Raw genomic sequence first — 19,808 nt, forward strand, 5'->3', positions numbered from 1 at the left:
CATGAGTAGCGAGGAATGGCTGACATACTGCGCCTTGGAAGCGGAGTTCAGTGGTGCAATCCATACCACCGGCCCCAACGGGTTGGGGGCCGTAGCTGTCACTGCGGTCGACCACTGCAGCAACAGCCTCTATCGCTGGGATCGTATTCTGGCTGAACGGGGCTTGGCCTCCCCACCACCATGTGGTCTTCATATCGGACCGGCCAGAGGCTATCAAGGCGACTTCCTCTGCGAAGATACGGATGTCATTCCCGATCTAGTAGCACTCGGCCAAGAAGCTTGCCAGGAAGCTGTACCCCGGAAACTCAATCGGAAAGCACCTGTTCCTTTCGTGGGTATGTACCTCAAGGACCACGACGTAAACCACCTGACTTCACACGGCTTAGGCTCAGAACCACTGTTGATCGCCTTGGATGCCTATATCCCGGTTCGCGGTCAAAATCTTGACGAGTTCGCAGAGGGACTACCTCGAAAGCGGAGACACACAGTGCGAAAGGAACACGGGGAGTTCCTGGACGCCGGCTACGGAACCACCAGCACCCTTCTCAAGGACAGCACTAGGACGGTCGCTGAGTTAAATGTCGAGATGCAGCTCCGCCGAGGCATCGTAGACGACGTTGACGTAACCCAGGGCCTCTTCCAGCAACAGGCGGCCATTTTTGGGGATAAGGCACATGTTGAAATCCTTCACGACAAGGACGGGCAGAGCGTTGGGTTCATGCTCTGGTACGACAAAGGTGACACCCTTTACGTTCGAGCCGTGGGCTTCAAGGAAGACAAACTGGTGGGCGCGTCGGAGTACTTCAACCTGACCTACTACTGTGCCATCGAGATAGCACAAGATCGAGGACTCAACTGGGTCCACGCGGGTATCGAGGCTTCCAAGGTAAAGGCAATAAGAGGGGCAGAGCTGCGTGGCTTGTGGCTTGTGGACTTGTCAACGGACTCGATCCTACTGCCTTATTCCGACGACATCCGACTGAAGAATGGACAATTCATACAGCAAGCAGTATCGACATCACCCCAGGTGGGGGATGCTCTCGTGGGTGGCGCGTCTCTACTCCTCTAGTACTCCCACGGACCCACCTGACCCGATTGAACATACACCGCAGCCAAAGGCAGTCAATAGCCAATGAACCCCCTAAGCAAGCACAAATCTGTGAAGTACGTTTGGAACAGATTCCCATCCATGCTGCTCGACCAGACCGCAGGCTTCATCATTCCTGTATCCGTCTACGCTCAATCAGGCAATGTGGCTCTTTCCGGGATTGTATTCTTGGTGCAATGGGCTCCAAGAGTGCTATCAACCGGATTGTTAGGAACCCTGCTCGATAAATACACCAGTCTTAGAATATTCGCCACCTCGGATCTTGTCCGCGGACTACTTTGCCTTATTGTTGCTGTCTCAGACTCGATGGTGACACTCTTCCTAGGCGCTGCTCTGCTGATGTTCTTCGGTGGCATCGCGGTGCTTGGTATCGAGAAGGTGATTTCGCTGGATGACCTTGATTCCAGAGAGGTTAGCCAGTCCCATCAACAGGTTGCACTTCAGCTCACGCAAGTAGCAGGGCCACTACTCGGTGGGATGTTGATTCTCTTCCTACAGCAAAAGCTCACGTTCCTGATCCTCGCTGGGGGCTTTGTTATTTCTGCGCTGTCGGCGATCGCTTTCCGGACGACGAAGGCTCAAAAGGGCGACGCAAAGGCACGTCGTGCCGTCCATTCATCCCTGTTTCTTGGAGTCCTCCAAGTCTGGCGTAACAAGGGACTTATGAAGCTTCTCAGCATGGGCGTGATGGTTAATTTCATAGCCGGATTGGGATTGGCAATAGCGCCAGCGGTGGTGATTGGCGAGTTCGCCGGAAACGAATCCACGGTGGGGATGGTTAGTGGTGTTGGCGCTTTGATCGGAGCCGCCTCGGCGATCAGCCTCGCGACGTACGTAAGTCGGGGAGGCAAGATATCCCTTTGGATTGTCAAGGCCAGCTTCATTCTTATGTTTGTCTCGGGGCTCGGGATGGGTTTGGCTGGCAATGCCATCATCTTTGCTGCGGCCTTTGGTCTCTGGTCAGCAGGTTTAACTGTTTTTTCCGTTTGGCTCAGAACCGAACGATTGAAGATCGTTCCCGCTGCCGAAGTTGGGAGTACCATTGGGGCTTTTGTTGCTATCTTGTTGCTCTCGGTACCGTTGTCGGGCGCCGTTTTGGCCCTCTTGGGCGGACTAATGTCACCTCGGCTGATAATACTGCTATCGGTAGCCCTCGTGGGACTAGTGGTTGTCCTAATGTCTATTCGATACGGCATGCTCCGGCATGCCCGTGCTGCATCCGGGCAACCTCGCGAGGAGGATTCTATTGTGCAGCACTGACCAAGGTGACATAGTCCGGTTCTGTTGACGTCAGCCACGACGCCGGTGCTTCTCATTGATAGCGGGGCTTCGCCTTAGGCCTATCCCTTCAGTAAGCGGATCGATTGCTCAGCACAGCATCGCTGCCTCACAACTGGCTCAACCAGGCAGCTCTCCCGCGGCGATGCAGTCGGCGGCCAGCTTGTCAGTGAGGTAATCCCCTACGACAGTGGCGGTAGTTCGCCATACGTTCTGGTTATCGTGTGCCTGGACTATTGCTGTAGGAATTGGTCTGAGCTGCGCTGGTCGTTCCTCATACGTTTCGCAATCCTTGTGAGGATGGCGGCTGCTCTATGCGCGGCGGCTAGCCTCTGACTATGCTGGTCTGATCGGTGCCATGAGGTTGACCCGGAACGATGCCTTAACGTGCAGGTCGTCACCGACGACGGCACAGCGAAGCATTGCGCGTCAAGGGAGTCGGTTCCTCGTGAGAGTCTGCTGATGGACAGCATCTGTTCGGAGTGTTGCACTCGATGATGCCCGAGTACCAATTCGACGCGCTGACCGCGCTCCAGGAGCACCGTCACAACACCGTGCAGGCCCATGACGTGCCGCTTCACAGCCGCAGGATGCAGCGCCGCCCAGACGACCAGCACAGTCACGACCGATGAGAGCACCATAGCCATCATTCCGATCGGCCCCTCAGCCCAGGGCAAAGCAGCTCCAGGCAAACCGGCAAAGAACCGTGCCAGCCCCGCAACCATCCCCGCGCAGGTCCCCGCAACGGCGATCGGCACCACCGCCAGCCAGGGCAGGACCGTGGCCAGCGGCGCAGCGATCGTCCCAAAAATAGTCACCGGCGCCACCAAAGGACCCGCCGCCACGTTGGCGATCAGGGCATACGGCGTGAACTGAGGCTGAAGTGCCACAATCACCGGCCCGCACAACAACTGCGCCGACAAAGGCACCGCAATTCCGGCAGCCAACCACCGTGGTACCCACAACGGAATCCACGACGCAATACGGGTGGCAAGCAGCACAATCCCGAGCGTAGCCAGAACCGACAAGAGAAACCCCACGTTGGCTGCCATGGCCGGGTCCAGCAACAGCAGAATCGTCGTGGCGAGGCAGAGGAAAGTCAAGGACCGGCCCCGTAATCCGCCCGTAAGGGCAGCCAAGCCCACAGCTCCCATGACCGCAGCCCGCAAGACACTCGGGTCCGGCCCAACCATCACGACGAACGACAACAGACCGCACGCAGCGAACGCCCCGGCGGCCGGGCGTACCAGCCGGAAGCAACGCGCCAACAAAATGAAGCCACCCAGGATCAGGCTGCAATTGGCGCCCGAAACGGCGGTTAGATGTGTCATGCCCGTGGTCTTCATTGCGGTTTCCAGACTTTCCGGGAGCGCACTGGTGTCGCCTGTCACCATTCCCGGAAGCAACCCGGCCGAGTCCTCGGGGAGCCACTGTGCAGCGGCTACAAACCCTTTTCGCATGTCGGCCGCGGTTTGTCGGACATCGAACCCAGAGCCCGTAACGACGGGACCAGAGGACGCGTTCAGAAGGGCAGCTTCCGATTGCCCCTCCCTCACCTGTTTGAGCGCACCGGTTGTCCTGATCCTTTGCCCTGGCCGGACATTCTGCCATCCGTCGCCGCCTGTGATGACGATGTCGGCAGATCCTCGCACCACGCTTCCCTCGGACCTGAGATCAATCAGGCTCGCATTCACCATCCATCTGTCGTCATGTGAATGCCCCGGTGAACGCGCCGCTGTGGGGCTGCCAGTAATGAGTACATGGATCACAACCCCATCATCGGCGGCCACCGCCGGGGCTAGTGGCCCATTCTCACGGTTGCCGGCCGAGACCCCGCAGTGCACCGCCACAGCGGCTCCCAGAACGCAGGCAAGAGCGAGGGTCGCGAACAGAGTTCTGCCCCGTACTCCGGACGGCCTTTGGCGGCGCCCCAACACCAGGAACACTCCGCCCATCACGGTCAGTGCACCCGCCAAAGCTGCAGACCAGGATGCACCTATGAAGCCACCCGCCAGCGCTACGGACCACGTCACCATCACAACAGGAACGAGCCTCAGGTCAATGCGCTTTCCCGATTCCGGACCACCCAGGGATTCAGCCACCCTGCACCGTCACAAGGTCCTTGAGCGACTCCATGAGCTTGGGCCCTATCCCGTCAATGGCATCAAGTTCGTCCACCGATGCGAAAGCTCCGTGCTCTTTCCTCCAGTCGAGAATTCGCTGGGCAGTTACGGGCCCCACCCGAGGCAAAGTCCCCAACTCTTCCAGGGAGGCTGTGTTGAGATTGACCTTCGTTGAACCTCCACTCGAGTTGCCGGTAGCAGCGCCACTGCCGGCAAGCGCGGACGGGGCCGGCTGCGGCGCCTCTCCTACGACCGGAACGACGATTTTGACCCCGTCGTTGAGCACCTCCGCAAGATTCAAACCGCCGAGTTCAGCGTTGGTGGCTGCACCCCCGGCGGCATCTATGGCCTGAAAGACGCGGCTACCCAGCGGAAGGGAAATAACGCCGGGCTTCTTAACGGCCCCTGCAACATGAACCAGGAGGCTCCCTTGAGCCTCCGATCCCGCTGGCTCCGGCGATTCTGACGGATCCGGCGCTTCCGGACCAACCGACGTCGACGAATCCAACGGTTCTGATGTTGGCTGGCCCAGGGAAGACTGCCACAAGTGCCACACAATGAGACCCGCCGCTACGACAGCCAGGAGTACCGCCACCCGCCAGGGAGTCCGCCACCGAAGCCGGACACTTCGAACGTGGGCGCCGGGTTCTTCATGGCCAGCTGAGCCGGGCGGATCTTCCGCTGGCAACTCCAGGAGCGGCGAGGTCTGGGTGTCCCCTGCCATTCGCGAGGCAAAGCGTTGCCGGACTGCCTGCGCTGCGGCATCTGGGGAGGTATCCCGGCTCAGGCGTGGCATACAACGAGCCTATGGCTGCCGCCGCTGCCACGAAGGGGACGCGGTGCCTTATGTGGATAAGACGACCCAAGGGTCAGTCTGTTGGCGTGCTGCTCTCCCCCACGATGACAGCAAGAACGCCCAAGCCAGCATGTGCCGCCAGGACGGCCGGGAGCGCGCTGATTTGGGGCGCGGGACAGTCGGGGCACATTTCGTTCAGGCGGGCAGCCAAGGCTTCGGCCTCCAACTGGTTGCCAAAGTGGTGAACTGCCAACCTTTGCTGTCCGGCCGGGCGGGACGCTACGTCCGCGGCCACGATCTCCTCCAAGCGGGCCACGGCACGCACGGCGGATCGGACCTTCTCCAGCGGAACGATCCTGCCGCCGTCGACCGCCAGGATGGGCTTGATGGCGAGGACTGTCCCCAACAACGACGCTGCCGCACCGATGCGCCCACCCCGCCGGAGCTGCTCGAGGCTGGGCACGTAGAAGTAGACCCTGGTACGCTCCATACGCCTCTCGGCGAAGCCGCGAACTTCTGCTGCCTCCTGCCCGTCGGCGGCGGCCACCACAGCGCTTTGGACACCCATGCCCTGTGCCATACCGACCGTGCGCGAGTCGATGACCTCAACCGGGATGCTGACGCGGGCAGCGGCAAGCCTCGCGGCATCAGCCGTTCCGGAGAGCTCGGAAGAAATGTGAATGGAGACCACGGACTCGAAGCCGTGGCGCTGGGCAGCGAGATACGCCTGTTCAAACTGCCCGGGCGATGGCCGCGACGTTTTCACCGAAGCACCGGAAGCGAGAGCCAGCGACAACGTTTGGGTGATGTCGTCTTCGCCCTCGCCGTAGATTTCGTTCCCGACCATGACGGGCATGGGAACAACTGCAAGGCGTCCGTCGGCGGTAAAGGCCGACACCCAGTCAGGCGGCAGTGCAGCTGCTGAATCGGTGACGACTGCTGTCTTGACGACGGCGGCCAGCGGCTCGACAACGGATGTAACCGGGGCAGTGGGTTGCCTGAGGCGCGCCACTCTTTCCTTGAGCCATATCCATGCGGGTGGTTCTCGCTCAGGCACGCAACCTCCAAAGATGATGGCTGGCCGCCGGCACAGTGCCGGCGGCCGCACAATCCCTGCTAGGCAGGGACGATGTTCACCAGTTTAGGTGCCCGTACGATCACGGTGCGGATGCCGCGTCCGTCCAGCGCACGCTGGACGTTTTCCGAGGCAAGCGCGAGTTCGCGCAACTCGTCTTCCGTGATGTCGGGCGAGACATCCAAGCGATCGCGAACCTTGCCCTGGACCTGCACCACGGCAGTGACGGTGTCCTGCACCAGCAGCGCTTCGTCGTGCTTCGGCCAGCCGGCGTTGGCCACGGAAGCGGGGTGACCCAAGGTGTTCCAGAGGTCTTCCGCGGTGTAGGGAGCGAACAGGCTCAGGATGACCGCAACGGCCTCCACCGCTTCCCGTACAGCCGGATCTGCGGCACCTGCACCCGAATCGATGGTCTTACGGGTGGCGTTGACCAGTTCCATCAGTCGGGCGACCACGACGTTGAACTTGTTGTTGTCAAGGAGGTCAGCGGCGTCGGCGACGGTCTTGTGGGTCACGGTGCGCAGGGCGCGGTCACCGGTAGCCGGGTCTGCACCCGGCTCGCTGCTGACGTCCTGGCCGAGCCGCCAAGCACGGGCCAGGAACTTGGCCGAACCCGACGGCGAAACATCCGCCCAGTCGACGTCGTCCTCCGGCGGGGAGGCGAAGACCATGGTGAGACGGACGGCGTCGACGCCAAACTTGTCCAGCTGCTCGCCGAGGTCCACACCGTTGCCCAGTGATTTGCTCATGGCCTTGCCGCCGTTGAGCACCTGGCCTTGGTTGAGCAGCGCGGAGAACGGCTCATTGGCTTCGATCAGGCCAATGTCCTTGATGACCTTGGTGAAGAAGCGTGCGTAGAGCAGGTGCAGGATGGCGTGTTCAACGCCGCCAACGTACTGACCCACCGGCATCCAGTTGTTGATCTTTTCGGGATCGAACGGGCCTTCGGTGTACTCGGGCGAGACGAAGCGCAGGAAGTACCAGGAGGAATCCACGAAGGTGTCCATGGTGTCCGTGTCGCGCTGGGCTGCGCGGCCACAGTTGGGGCACTCAACGTTGACCCATTCGACGGCGGCGGCCAGCGGAGAGGTCCCCTTCGGAGACAAAGCCTCACCGCGCAGGTTGTCGGGCAGCCTGACGGGCAACTGGTCATCGGGGACGGGCACTTCGCCGCATTCACCGCAGTGGATGATCGGGATGGGTGTGCCCCAGAAGCGCTGGCGGCTCAAGAGCCAGTCGCGCAGCCGGAAGTTCACGAACTTCTCGCCGGTTCCGAGCTTCTCAAGAATTTCAATGGCGGCCGGAATTCCTTCGGACTTGGACAGCCCGTCCAGCTCGCCGGAGTTCTTGAGAGTGCCTTCGCCGGCAGTGGCTACGCCCGTCTCTGCAGGGTCCTCGGCACCGGTTTCCAACACCGCCCGGACGGGCAGGCCGAATGCCTTGGCGAAGTCGAGGTCGCGCTGGTCATGCGCGGGCACGGCCATGATGGCTCCCGTGCCGTAGTCGGCCAGCACGTAGTCAGCAGCCCACACGGGGAGCTTTTCGCCGTTGAGCGGGTTGATGGCGTAACGGCCGGTGAAGACGCCGGTCTTCTCGCGTTCGGTGGACTGCCGCTCGATTTCGGACAGGGCCTTGACCTTCTCACGGTAGGCCATGAGTTCGTCATGCTGTCCCGGCGTGACCAGGTCCAGCGCCAAATGTGCATCTGCTGCGACAACGAAGAACGTTGCGCCGTAGAGGGTGTCCGGACGGGTGGTGAATACGGTGACTTCACGCTCGGCGCGGTCCTCGGTGGCTTCGATGACGAAACGCACGTGGGCACCTTCGGAGCGGCCGATCCAGTTGCGTTGCATGGCGAGGACGCGCTCGGGCCAGTGACCCTGCAACTGGTCCATGTCCTCAAGCAGACGGTCGGCGTAGTCGGTGATCTTGAAGTACCACTGGTTCAGTGACTTCTTGGTGACAGGCGTGCCGCAGCGCTCACAAGCACCATTGACGACCTGCTCGTTGGCCAGCACCGTGAGGTCCTTGGGGCACCAGTTGACGGGCGAATCCTTACGGTATGCCAGGCCACGCTCGTAGAAGCGCTTGAACAACCACTGGGTCCACCGGTAGTACTCGGGGTCAGAGGTGTGGAGGCGGCGCGACCAGTCGGCAGAGATGGCATATCGCTTGAAGGACGCCGCCTGGGTGTCGATGTTCGCGTAAGTCCACTCGCTGGGGTGTGCGTTGCGCTTGATGGCAGCGTTCTCGGCTGGCAGGCCGAAGGAGTCCCAACCGATGGGGTGCAGTACATCGAAGCCCTTTTGGCGCAGGTAGCGTGCCACGACATCGCCCATGGCGAAGGCCTCGGCGTGGCCCATGTGAAGGTCGCCCGAAGGGTAGGGGAACATGTCCAGCACATAGCGGCGTTCCCGCGAGCCGTCGTCGGCGGGCGTGAAGACTTTGAGGTCTTCCCAGACCTGCGGCCACTTGGCTTCCATCGCAGCGAAGCTGTAGACGCCTTCTTCGGGCGCTTCGGCTGCGGCTGTTTGTGCTGTTCCGGTCTCTGTCTCCGGCTGAACGCTCACTGCTGCCCTCTTCTGTTCTTCGATGGCGGTTTTGCCTCCTGCTGCGGTCCCGGATACCCCCGGACACACAAAAGCCCCTCAACTATGGAGGGGCGGCCGCACGGCTATTGAAGCCGAGCGGCTAGCTAAGCAGAAGGATCGCACGCATACCAATACCTTACCCCACCAAACCCATGGGCTTGGTGTAAGACGTCCGTATGCGGCAAGAGGTTCCGGGGACTCCCCGCCATGGCGTGGTGGGCACCGCGAAGCGGGCGGGCGGGAGTCCCCGGAACCTGTGTCAAGAGAAGACTACTTAACGTCCTCGTCGACCCAATCCATGGACTTTGTCACTGCCTTCTTCCAGAGACGCAGTTGGCGCTCCTGCTCTTCAGCGGGCATCTGCGGTTCCCAGCGCTTGTCTTCGTTCCAGTTGGCGCTCAGTTCACCGAGGTCCTTCCAGAATCCGACCGCCAGGCCAGCGGCGTAAGCAGCCCCGAGTGCCGTGGTTTCGACGACCTTCGGGCGGACAACAGGTACGCCCAGGATGTCTGCCTGGAATTGCATGAGTGCCTCGTTGGCCACCATGCCGCCGTCGACCTTCAACTCGGTGAGGGGAACACCCGAGTCGGCGTTGACGGCGTCGAGTACCTCGCGGGTCTGGAAGGCCGTGGCCTCCAGCGCTGCACGGGCGATGTGTCCCTTGTTGGCGAAACGCGTGAGGCCAACAATCGCGCCGCGTGCATCTGCCCGCCAGTATGGTGCGAACAGTCCGGAGAAGGCGGGGACGATGTACACGCCACCGTTGTCCTCCACTGCTGCGGCCAGTTCCTCTACCTCCGGGGCGGAACTGATCATGCCCAGGTTGTCGCGGAGCCACTGGATCAACGAGCCCGTGACGGCGATGGAACCTTCAAGGGCGTAGTGCGGTTTGGCATCGCCCAGCTTGTATCCGAGGGTGGTGAGGAGTCCGTTCTTCGAGTGAACAATGTCCTCGCCCGTATTGAAGATCAGGAAGCAGCCGGTGCCGTAGGTATTCTTGGCCTCGCCGGCTTGGAACGCCGCCTGGCCGAAGGTTGCGGCCTGCTGGTCGCCCAGAATGCCTGCTACCGGGGTTTCGCGAAGCAACTGGGACGTGTGGACCTGGCCGTAGACCTCGGAGGAGGACTTGATGGCCGGCATCATCGAGGCCGGGACTCCAAAGACATCCAGGATTCCCTGGTCCCACTGCAGCGTCTCGAGGTCCATGAAGAGGGTGCGGGAAGCGTTGGTGACATCCGTGACGTGCACGCCGCCGTCCACGCCGCCGGTCAGGTTCCACAGAACCCAGGCATCGGTGTTGCCGAACAAGAGGTCGCCGGCTTCCGCACGCTCGCGGGCTCCTTCGACGTTGTCCAGGATCCATTTGATCTTGGTGCCGGAGAAGTAGGTGGCCAGCGGCAGGCCGACCTTCTGTTTGAAGCGTTCGAGCCCACCGTCCTTGGCCAGTTCATCGACGATCGGCTGGGTGCGGGTGTCCTGCCAGACGATGGCGTTGTAGACAGCCTCGCCGGTGTTCTTGTCCCAGACAACAGCAGTTTCGCGCTGGTTTGTAATGCCGACGGCGGCGATGTCGTGCCGGGTCAGGTTCGCCTTGGACAGGGCTGAGGCGATGACCTCGCGCGTGTTGTTCCAGATTTCGGCGGGATTGTGCTCTACCCATCCAGCCTGAGGGAAGATTTGCTCGTGTTCCATCTGGCCGGTGGAGACGATGTTGCCCGAGTGGTCGAACACGATGGCGCGGGAGCTGGTGGTGCCCTGATCGATGGCGATGACGTATTGGTTCATGGTGACGTCCTTGTCTGAAGTTATTGTCTACGTTCGGGTGTTTATGGTGTGCGGGTGGGTAGGTGCAGAACTAGCCGGCGATTGCAGGCATGATGTCCGGAACCCAGATGGCCACGAGGCCTGCGAGGGCGCCGCCAACCAGCGGTCCCACGACCGGGATCCAGGAGTAGGCCCAGTCGCTGGAGCCCTTGCCCTTGATGGGGAGGACGGCGTGTGCGATGCGCGGGCCGAGGTCACGTGCAGGGTTGATGGCGTAGCCGGTGGGGCCACCGAGGGATACACCGATACCGACAACCAGCAAGGCAACTGCCAGCGGGCCGAGGCCGGAAGGGGTGCCGCCGAAGGTCAGGATGACGAAGACCAGGACGAACGTGCCGATGATTTCGGTGATGAGGTTCCACGGGGTGGAACGGATGGCGGGGCCGGTGGAGAAGGTGCCCAGCTTATTCGCTGCCAGGGGCTCCTCATCGAAGTGCTGCTTGTAAGCGAGCCAGCAGACAACGGCACCCAGGAAGGCGCCGAGCAGTTCGCCGCCGAAGTACGTGAGCGTCGAGGCGAAGGTCACCGCAACGTCCTTCGCGTACTCATCGCTACCTTTGACCAGCAAACCCAGGGTGACAGCCGGGTTCAGGTGCGCACCGGACTTTGCGGCCACGAAAACGCCCGCGAAGACCGCAATACCCCAGCCCCACGTCACCATCAAGAATCCACCGTTGTTGCCCTTGGTGCCTTTGAGCGCAACGTTTGCCACGACGCCACAACCCAGCAGGGTCAGCATCATGGTTCCGAATACTTCGGAAAGGAAAACAATTCCAAGAGACATCTTTGACTCCTCATTTTTCTGTTGTCAGCCCCCTCGCGGGTGAAGAGGCTGTTGGGACGGTTCCGTTGTCTCCGGAACCGTCCCGGTGTGGTGGTCCCCTGGCGGGCCCACCTACCCCATTCCGTCCCTACCGCACGCTGGGACGGTCAAGCTGTTTTCCGCTGCTTGGTGTCAGGCTACGAGACTGTGCACGTCAACCTTGTGGAATCGCTGCAGTACTTCCTGGGCGTGGCGGATTTCCGCTTCGCGGGCAGCAGCGTCCCACCCCAGCGGCTCTGCCAACGCCGCGGCGATTTCGTTGAGCAACTCGCCGGTAACCAGGCCACGGAAGGCCAGCGATGTCCTGCGGATGAGGACATCCACCAAGTGACCGATCTGCTCGTGCTCGGCCATGAACGCCAGCTCACGGAGACTCAGTTCGCGAGTGGAACGCAGCGGCGCGTCATGTCCGGCATTGAGGTACTCGATGACAGCGTCTGCGCGTGTTCCGTACCGGGTCAGCAGGACGGCTACGCGGTCAGCGTCGAGGCCCGGCCCCATGTGCTTCTTGATCCATTCCTGTTCTCCCTGCTCGGTGGACGGGAAGCCAGCGCCACCGCCGATGGCGAGTTTCGCCGTCGAGACTTTGCGTTCCATGCCGAGTTCGCGGAGGACGTCGTTGGTCATGTGTTCGGCCAGCGCGCGGAACGTGGTCCACTTGCCGCCCACCAGGCTGAGTACGACGGCGGCCTTACCGCCTGGCGTTGTGACGGCGTCGCTGCCGGTGCGGACGCTGCGTTCGATGCGGTAGTCACGTGAGACGAAACCGGGCTGGGTTTCGTCGTGGCGCGGCAACGGGCGGACACCGGCAAAGCTATAGACGATCTGCTCGCGCCCAACCTTGATGGTGGGGAACACATGTCCCACGAGGTCGAAGAAGTAGTCGATCTCTTCGTCCGTGCACACTGCGTCTTCGGACATGTCGGCGTCCACGTCCGTGGTTCCGACCAACACGCGGTCGCCCATGGGGTAGATCAGGACGATGCGGCCGTCGGTGTGTTCAAAGAAGATTTCCCTACCGTTGCAGGCAGCGAGGAGTTCCGGGTGGTCCAGGACGATGTGGGATCCCTTGGTACCGCCCATGAACTTGCTGACGGCGCCCATGGCCTGGTTGGTGAGGTCCACCCAGGCGCCGGTGGTGTTGACGACGACATCTGCCTGGAACTCAAATTCCTTGCCGGTCAGTTCATCGCGTAGCAGTACTCCGTCGGGGCCCATGGACACGAGGGAGACGTAGTTGCTGGCGCGGGCGCTTCCTCCCGGAAGTCCGCCGCCACGTCCGGCCTTCTCGCCATCCTGCAAGACGTCCAGGGTCAGGCGTTCCGGGTTGTGAACAGAGGCATCGAAGTATGTTGCTGCGTACTTGATACCGGAGTTCAGTTTGGGAAGCTCGGCAAGGGCCTTGGTCCGGCCACGGAACTGGTGGCGCGGAACGCTGCCGCCGTCACGGGAGAAGAAGTCGTACAGGCTCAAGCCAACCTTGATAAGGAAAGCGCCCCGCTCCTTGGGCTTGCCCTGCTTGTGTGTAAGGAAGCGCATGGGCGCGGAGAGGATGCCGGAGAACGTGCTGTAGATCGGGATGGTGGTCTGAAGAGGCTTGACGTAGTGCGGTGCGATGCGCAGGAGCCGGTTGCGCTCAACCACTGATTCCTGGACCAGACGGAATTCGCCGTTTTCAAGGTAGCGGATGCCTCCGTGGATCATGTGGGACGAGGCGCCGCTGGCGCCTTGGCAGTAGTCACCTCGCTCAACAAGCGCGACGTCGACGCCCTGCAGGGCGAGGTCGCGGAATGTCCCAACACCATTGATGCCACCGCCGATGATGAGTACCTTGGCCGAGGGCCGCTCCTGCAGGGCAACGACGGAGTCGCGCTGCTGTGCGTGCTGTGAGGTACCGGAAATCCTGTTGTGTCCCAAAACTGCTCCCTTGGGCTTGGTTCGTGCGCCGCGCCACTCGCTGCTGCACCGTTCACCACTAATCTTGCGAAGGTGGAAAATGGAGTCAAGCTATTTGCACAAACGTGCAGTAAGGAAATGAGATGGCACGATCACGTCACTCGGATGCGCTCCGGGCTGCACAGATGTATTACCTGCAGGACCTGACCATGGATGCGATAGCCCGCGAGTTGCGGACCTCCCGATCCACGGTGTCCCGGCTGCTGTCCTCAGCCCGGGAAACAGGCTTGGTCCAGGTCCAGATTCGGAGCCCGTTCGACACCGGACCGGAACTGGAAAGCCAGATCCGGAGCCAGTACGGCGTCGATGTCCACGTGGTTCCGGTCCTCGATACCCTCAACGAAGCAGAGACCTTGGACCGGGTGGCCATGCAGGCAGCGCGAACAATCGGACCTTTGGTGGACTCGAATGCAATCATCGGGGTGGCGTGGGGGGCGACGCTTAGCGCCGTCAGCCGCCACCTCACCCGCAAGGTGACCCACGACAGCATCGTGGTCCAACTCAACGGTGCAGGAAACATGCAAACCACCGGCATTACCTACGCCAGCGACATCATGCGTCGCTTCGGCAGTGCGTATGGCGCGCGGGTGGAGCAGTTCCCCGTTCCGGCGTTTTTCGACCACGCATCCACCAAGACGGCGATGTGGAATGAGCGCAGCGTTCAACGCATCCTGGATTTGCAGGACCGCATGAGCATCGCAATATTCGGCGTCGGATCGGTCGATTCGGACTACCCGAGCCACGTGTATGCCGGAGGTTACCTCGATGAACACGACCTCACCGTGCTGGCTGCCGACGACGTGGTGGGCGACGTCGCCACCGTCTTCTTCCGCAGTGATGGGTCCTCGGACGGCATCACCCTCAACCAGCGGTCGACCGGCCCCAGCCACGAACAACTCCGTCAGGTCAGGCGCCGGATTTGCGTCGTGTCCGGGGCCTCAAAGATCAATGGCCTCCAGGGGGCACTGGCGGCAGGGTTGGCCACGGACCTCATCCTGGACGAAGCTTCCGCCCGACGACTGGTCAGTTTCAACGGCCATGCCTGAGGCATTCGTGCAGGGAATGGGTAGAGTCGTTGCTATGAGATCCCCAGCCCGGCTGACATTGAACAACGGCGTACAGATGGAACGCCTGGGATTTGGCCTCTATAAGGTTCCACCCAAAGACGCCGACACCCTGGTAGCTACCGCGTTGGGCGAAGGGTACAGGCGCTTCGATACAGCAGCCATGTACGGCAACGAGGTAGGCGTGGGCCGGGGCATCGGCGGCGCAATCGGAGATGCGGCGGCAGCCAACAACGGCACCGGCGGTTCCGGGGAATCTGTGCACACGCTCTCACGCGAAGACCTGTTCGTCACCACTAAAGTCTGGAACGACGACCACGGCTACGATGCCACCCTCAGGGCTTTCGACACCTCCATCTCCAACCTTGGCCTCGACTACGTGGACCTCTACCTCATTCACTGGCCTTGCGCGGGCCGGGGGCTCTTCGCGGAGACATACAAGGCAATGGAGACCCTGTACCGGGAAGGCAAAGTGCGGGCGATCGGTGTGTCCAACTTCCAGCCCGGGCACCTTGAAGAACTCATGCAGAAGGCCGAGGTTGTACCAGCAGTGAACCAGGTCGAGTTGCACCCCTGGCTTCAGCAGACCCGGTTGCGGACTTTGCATGACCAGTTGGGAATCGCCACGGAGGCCTGGAGCCCACTCGGCCGCGGACAGGTCCTGGCTGACCCCGCCATCGTGGCTTTGGCGGAGCAGTACAACAGGACGCCGGCGCAGGTCGTTCTCCGCTGGCATCTTCAACTGGGGAACCTGGTCATTCCCAAAGCGAGCTCTGCGGGACGGATCAAGGAAAACTCTGCCATCTTCGACTTCGAATTGGACGCCACCGACATGGACGGCATCGCAGGACTCGAACGCCACCACCGGACCGGGTCGCACCCGGACAACGTGAATTAGGACCACCGCATGGAAAGAGTGGACACCGCGCATTCGCCTGACAACGCGCAGGCCCCCAGCGTATTCTTCAGCAAGTCATTGACGGGACGCACGCACGCTTCGGACGTGGATGTCGATGGCAGCAATGTTGCCTACTGGACCTACGAGCCAGTGACCGTGACCCCGGCTACCCGCACCATCCTGGTCATTCATGGGTTCCGTGGAGACCACCACGGGCTGCTGCGCGTCGCGGACCAGCTTCCGGAAATGCGCATCATCATGCCGGACCTGCCGGCTTTCGGAAGCTCGGAGCCGTTCGTCGATGCCGAGCACAGTGTTGAACGCTACGGCCGGTTCATTACCGGCTTCATGGCCGCCCTCGGGATGGGACCCAGGACTGTGTTAGTGGGCCACTCCTTTGGTTCGATCGTGGCCAGCCACTTCGCCGCCTCGCACCCAGGCGCTGTCTATCCCCTGATCCTGATCAATCCCATTGCCGCACCGGCACTGGAAGGTCCCAAGGGAATCATGACCAAACTTGCCGTCCTGTACTACCAGGTGTCAGCCAAGCTCCCCCGCCGCCTGGGACTGGCAGTCCTCCGCAACCGGGCGATCGTCCGGGTCATGAGCATCACGATGGCCAAAACCAAGGACAAGGAACTGCGCCGTTTCATCCACGGACAGCACGATGCCTACTTCAGCGCGTTCGCGGACCGGAAAAGCCTGCTGGAATCCTTCAAAGCCTCGGTCTCCGGACACGTGGCCGAGGTTGCCGAGCAGCTAACCCTTCCAGTGCTCCTTGTCGCCGGCGAAAAAGACGAGATCGCCACCCTTCCCAACCAGCACAAACTCATGGAGCGCCTGCCGGACGCCACGCTGGAAGTCATTCCCGGCGTCGGACATTTGATCCACTATGAGACGCCGGTACCGGCGGCAGCAGCCATCCGCACCTTCCTGGAGGAACATCCCGCGTGAAAATTGTCATCGACGCCCGCTTTACCAGGACGGACCACCACGATGGCATCAGCCGCTACGGTTCCAGCCTCATAGCCGCCACATCCAAGATTGCGGATGTCACCATGCTGATCAGCGACAAACGCCAACTCGCACTGTTGCCCGATGTCCCCTATGTGATGGTCAACAGCCCCTTGTCCCCATTGGAGTTGTTCGTGGCCCGGCGTGTTAACCCCCTCGGTGCAGATGTTGTGGTGTGTCCCATGCAGACCATGGGAACCCTGGGGCGGCGTTACGGCCTGATTCTTACCCTGCACGACCTCATCTACTACGAGCACCCGACTCCCCCGGGCTTCCTCCCTGCGCCCGTGCGCCTGCTGTGGAGGCTTTACCACAAGGCCTTCTGGCCGCAGCGTCTCTTGCTGAACCGGGCGGACGTGGTGGCTACCATCAGCCGCACCACTGAAGCTTTGATGGCCAAATACAAACTGACCAAACGGCCCGTGCGGATTGTCGGCAATGCTCCCCAACCAGGTCAGACGCCGCGCGATCCCGCCGCAGGCGCCGAAAAAACCTTGCTGTACATGGGTTCGTTCATGCCGTACAAGAACGTCGAAACCATGATCCGGGGCATGGCAGGCCTGCCGGACTACACCCTTCATCTCCTCAGCAGGATCACCCCGCAGCGCAAGGCGGAATTGGAGGCTTTGGTTCCGCACGGAGCCAAAGTACAGTTCCACAATGGTGTCACGGACGCCGAGTACGACGAACTCCTTGTCCGGGCAACTGCGCTGATCAGCCTTTCCCGCGCAGAGGGATACGGCCTGCCCCTGGTGGAAGCGATGGCCTTGGGTACTCCGGTAATAGCCAGCGATATCCCGATCTTCCGGGAGGTGGGCGGCGACGCCGTGAGCTACGTAGACCCGGAATCGCCGACGGAGTTCGCGGCAGCGGTGACCGCGCTGGGCACCGACGGCCTCTGGCAGCAGCGCTCCCGCACGTCTGTGGAACGCGCGTCAGACTTCAACTGGGACGAATCCGCGCGGCAACTTCTTGCCGCCGCCGAGGAAGTCGTGGCGGTCCGCAAGCGCAGGGCTTAGTCCCTCGCCTAGAGGACGTCCACCCCGTCCAAGCGAAGCTGTACCGGACCAGACGTGCGCTTCGCGGCGTTGGCTGCCCGGACGGCCCGCAGCGCCCGCGTGGTTTCCGCGGCATCAGCATACGGAATGAAGTAGAGCGTCCGGACGTCCGCATCAGCCTCGCCGGTGGTCCCCTGGGATGCGCCGGAGAACAGCTGCACCGGAGCTGGCCCCGCAGTGCGGAGCTTGGTGCCCGCGGCACGCACAGCGCTGGCCTCGAACGCATCTGCAAAGTGTCCGACGTCGGCCCTTGAACCAGTCACTGAGGCCACCCTGACCGCAGGGGGCAACTGCAGTTCTTTCCGAAGGGCCAGCTCCCGCGACGCATAGCCGGGGGCGTCCCACCGCAGGAGTGCTCCCGTGGCGGCGGTATCGTCCGCAGTGATGACCACGAGTCCGCCTTGGTTGGCCGGCTTCACGAGGGAGGCGGCATTGAACCAACGACGGACGGTGTCCTCCCCTGCCCTGAGGTTCTCGCGTCGGAGGAGCGAATTTCCGTCCAACAGCAAAGCGGCCGCATAGCCTTGGGGAGCCACCGGCTCAGCTCCAACCGTGGCCACTACCAGGGCGGAAGCATCAGGCACGGTTGCCTTGATGTGCTCACCTGAAGAGGTCACCACGGCCTTCCCCGGGAAGGCCCGCCCCAGCTCTTCGGCCGTCCGCAGAACACCCGTTGCGCCCTTGCGCAGCCTGGTTGCACTGCAATGCGTGCAGCGCCATTGGGGAGCAGGTGTGGAGCACCAACGGCATGCGGGTATGGCGGAGCTGCTGGAGGCTGCCAGGGGCCCTTGGCAGGCGTTGCAGCGGGCAAGCTCACGGCACGTCTCGCAAACCAAGGACGGTGCGTAGCCGGCACGGGCCACCTGCACCAAAACCGGTCCACGTTCCAGACCCTCCTTGGCAGCGCGCCAGGCAGCACCGGGCAGGCGCGCGATACGTGCCAACGGATCACGTTCCTGCTCGAAGCTGTCCGCCGTATTGAGGACCCTTGGCACCGTGGAACGGACTGTAGTGCGCGGCGCCTCAACAGGCACTGCCCACTGCATTTCGACAAGGCGTTGGAGTTCAGTACTGCGGCTGTGGGAGGCCATGAGGCATGCCGCCCCCTCCTGCTCGGCGCGCAGCAGCAGGATCTCCCGAGCGTGGGCGTAAGGGGCGCGCTGCTCGATGTGGAGGTCGTCGCCGTCATCCCAGCACACCACGAGACCAAGATCCTTGACGGGCGCGTAAGCAGCCGAACGAGTGCCGATGGCAACCCCGGCCGCACCACTCAGAAGCCGCAGGAAGTTCCTGTAGCGGGGCGTCTGGCCGTCGTCCGCGGTGAGTCGTGCAACGTCCGAAGACGGCAGGACTTTGGTCAGCGCGGCCTCCAACTGCTCAAGATCCCGATAATCCGGCACTACCACCACGGCGCCCCGCCCTGAGGAACGGACTGTTGCAACTGCTGAGGCGATGAGAGCCGGCCAACCCGCAGGTCCGAATCCCTGGAGGGCCGTGAGGACAGCCTTGGGCGAACCGCCGCTGGCAAGGTGCTGCAAATACTGCGTTCCGTTGGAGTACGCCGCCCAGGTGTAGGGATCCGTGAACGGCTTCAGATCCGCAACGTCGCCGGCCAAACCCCCGGCAAGTAAATCCTTCTCCACCTTGGCAACACGGGGAGGAACCGCCGTCCGGAGAACATCGCTGAGCGTACCGGCGTACCGGGCAGCAACCGTACCGGCCAACTCAGCAACGGCCGGCGTCAAGACAGCCACCGGAGAAACCACTTTATGGAGCGCCGTCAGCGGGTGGGCCGCATCCGAGTCCGCACGCCGCTCAATGATGTAGCCGTTGAGTTCCTGGCCATTGAATTTGACCTTCACCCGGACGCCTGGGACGGCGGAGTCGGAGAGTTCGGCAGGCACGCTGTAGTCGAACGGCCTGTCCAAATGGGGCACCGACGACTCAAGCACCACGCGCGCCACGGGATTCTCCGCAGCAAGGGGTGGGCCGTTGATCGGCGCACGGTCAGGAAACCCTTGCAACAACGAGGGCTGGAGCAGCGACGGCTGGGCCTCGCGTCCTGCCATGCCTTTCACCTCATCCTCATCCTCATCGAGCGGTAACCCACCGCACACCTTCAACGCGAGATGCCCCCCCCGGGGGTTTACCCCGGGGGGGGGGGCGAATGGGGCCCCCCCCCCCCCACCCCCCCCCAAAA

General features: G+C 62.2%; 14 protein-coding genes. 6 read left to right on the plus strand and 8 right to left on the minus strand.

What is annotated here, in order from left to right:
* The first annotated feature begins 1 nt into the window (after window position 1).
* Both LN996_RS08710 and LN996_RS08715 read left to right on the plus strand, forming a co-directional pair.
* Window positions 2-1,069, plus strand: coding sequence for a peptidogalycan biosysnthesis protein (locus LN996_RS08710; RefSeq protein WP_231340001.1), 1,068 nt, complete (start codon window positions 2-4; stop codon window positions 1,067-1,069).
* 120 nt (window positions 1,070-1,189) lie between these two features.
* Complete coding sequence (locus LN996_RS08715) at window positions 1,190-2,368, plus strand: MFS transporter (protein ID WP_231340002.1); 1,179 nt, start codon at window positions 1,190-1,192, stop codon at window positions 2,366-2,368.
* Between the two features lie 251 nt (window positions 2,369-2,619).
* On the opposite strand, the gene LN996_RS08720 is transcribed toward LN996_RS08715, so the two are convergent.
* The 7 genes from LN996_RS08720 to LN996_RS08750 form a co-directional block, all read right to left on the minus strand.
* Window positions 2,620-4,488 (minus strand): ComEC/Rec2 family competence protein, encoded by a 1,869-nt coding sequence (locus tag LN996_RS08720; protein ID WP_231340003.1) that lies wholly within the window; start codon window positions 4,486-4,488, stop codon window positions 2,620-2,622.
* A complete protein-coding gene (locus LN996_RS08725) occupies window positions 4,481-5,305 on the minus strand; it encodes a helix-hairpin-helix domain-containing protein (protein ID WP_231340004.1) in 825 nt (274 codons plus the stop codon). Before LN996_RS08725 ends, LN996_RS08720 begins: the two co-directional genes overlap by 8 nt.
* 73 nt (window positions 5,306-5,378) lie before the next feature.
* Window positions 5,379-6,362 carry a DegV family protein gene (locus LN996_RS08730; RefSeq protein WP_231340005.1) on the minus strand — a complete coding sequence of 328 codons (984 nt, stop codon included), beginning with the start codon at window positions 6,360-6,362 and terminating at the stop codon, window positions 5,379-5,381.
* Between the two features lie 59 nt (window positions 6,363-6,421).
* Window positions 6,422-8,950 (minus strand): leucine--tRNA ligase, encoded by a 2,529-nt coding sequence (gene leuS, locus LN996_RS08735; protein ID WP_231340006.1) that lies wholly within the window; start codon window positions 8,948-8,950, stop codon window positions 6,422-6,424.
* A 291-nt stretch (window positions 8,951-9,241) separates the two neighbouring features.
* Window positions 9,242-10,756, minus strand: a complete 1,515-nt coding sequence (glpK, locus tag LN996_RS08740) for a glycerol kinase GlpK (RefSeq protein ID WP_231340007.1) — start codon at window positions 10,754-10,756, stop codon at window positions 9,242-9,244.
* Window positions 10,757-10,826: 70 nt separating this feature from the next.
* Entirely contained in the window at window positions 10,827-11,579 is a 753-nt protein-coding gene (locus LN996_RS08745) for an MIP/aquaporin family protein (protein ID WP_231340008.1), read from the minus strand.
* 171 nt (window positions 11,580-11,750) lie between these two features.
* The gene (locus LN996_RS08750; RefSeq protein WP_231340009.1) at window positions 11,751-13,535 is read right to left on the minus strand and encodes a glycerol-3-phosphate dehydrogenase/oxidase; all 1,785 of its coding nucleotides are present in this window, start codon (window positions 13,533-13,535) and stop codon (window positions 11,751-11,753) included.
* Window positions 13,536-13,657: 122 nt separating this feature from the next.
* Here LN996_RS08750 and LN996_RS08755 point away from each other — a divergent pair, with 122 nt between their 5' ends.
* The 4 genes from LN996_RS08755 to LN996_RS08770 are packed head-to-tail and all read left to right on the plus strand — an operon-like array spanning window position 13,658 to window position 17,569.
* Window positions 13,658-14,620, plus strand: coding sequence for a sugar-binding transcriptional regulator (locus tag LN996_RS08755; RefSeq protein ID WP_231340010.1), 963 nt, complete (start codon window positions 13,658-13,660; stop codon window positions 14,618-14,620).
* Window positions 14,621-14,654: 34 nt separating this feature from the next.
* Window positions 14,655-15,536 (plus strand): aldo/keto reductase, encoded by an 882-nt coding sequence (locus tag LN996_RS08760; protein ID WP_231340011.1) that lies wholly within the window; start codon window positions 14,655-14,657, stop codon window positions 15,534-15,536.
* A gap of 9 nt (window positions 15,537-15,545) precedes the next feature.
* Window positions 15,546-16,490 carry an alpha/beta fold hydrolase gene (locus LN996_RS08765; protein WP_231340012.1) on the plus strand — a complete coding sequence of 315 codons (945 nt, stop codon included), beginning with the start codon at window positions 15,546-15,548 and terminating at the stop codon, window positions 16,488-16,490.
* On the plus strand, window positions 16,487-17,569 hold the full coding sequence (locus tag LN996_RS08770; protein ID WP_231340013.1) for a glycosyltransferase family 1 protein: 1,083 nt from the start codon (window positions 16,487-16,489) through the stop codon (window positions 17,567-17,569). The genes LN996_RS08765 and LN996_RS08770 overlap by 4 nt, the downstream gene beginning before the upstream one ends.
* An 8-nt stretch (window positions 17,570-17,577) precedes the next feature.
* Here LN996_RS08770 and LN996_RS08775 read toward each other — a convergent pair whose 3' ends face one another.
* On the minus strand, window positions 17,578-19,677 hold the full coding sequence (locus LN996_RS08775) for a primosomal protein N' (protein WP_231340014.1): 2,100 nt from the start codon (window positions 19,675-19,677) through the stop codon (window positions 17,578-17,580).
* Between the last annotated feature and the right edge of the window lie 131 nt (window positions 19,678-19,808).

It is taken from the genome of Arthrobacter sp. AK01 (assembly GCF_021109375.1).
Lineage (GTDB): Bacteria > Actinomycetota > Actinomycetes > Actinomycetales > Micrococcaceae > Arthrobacter.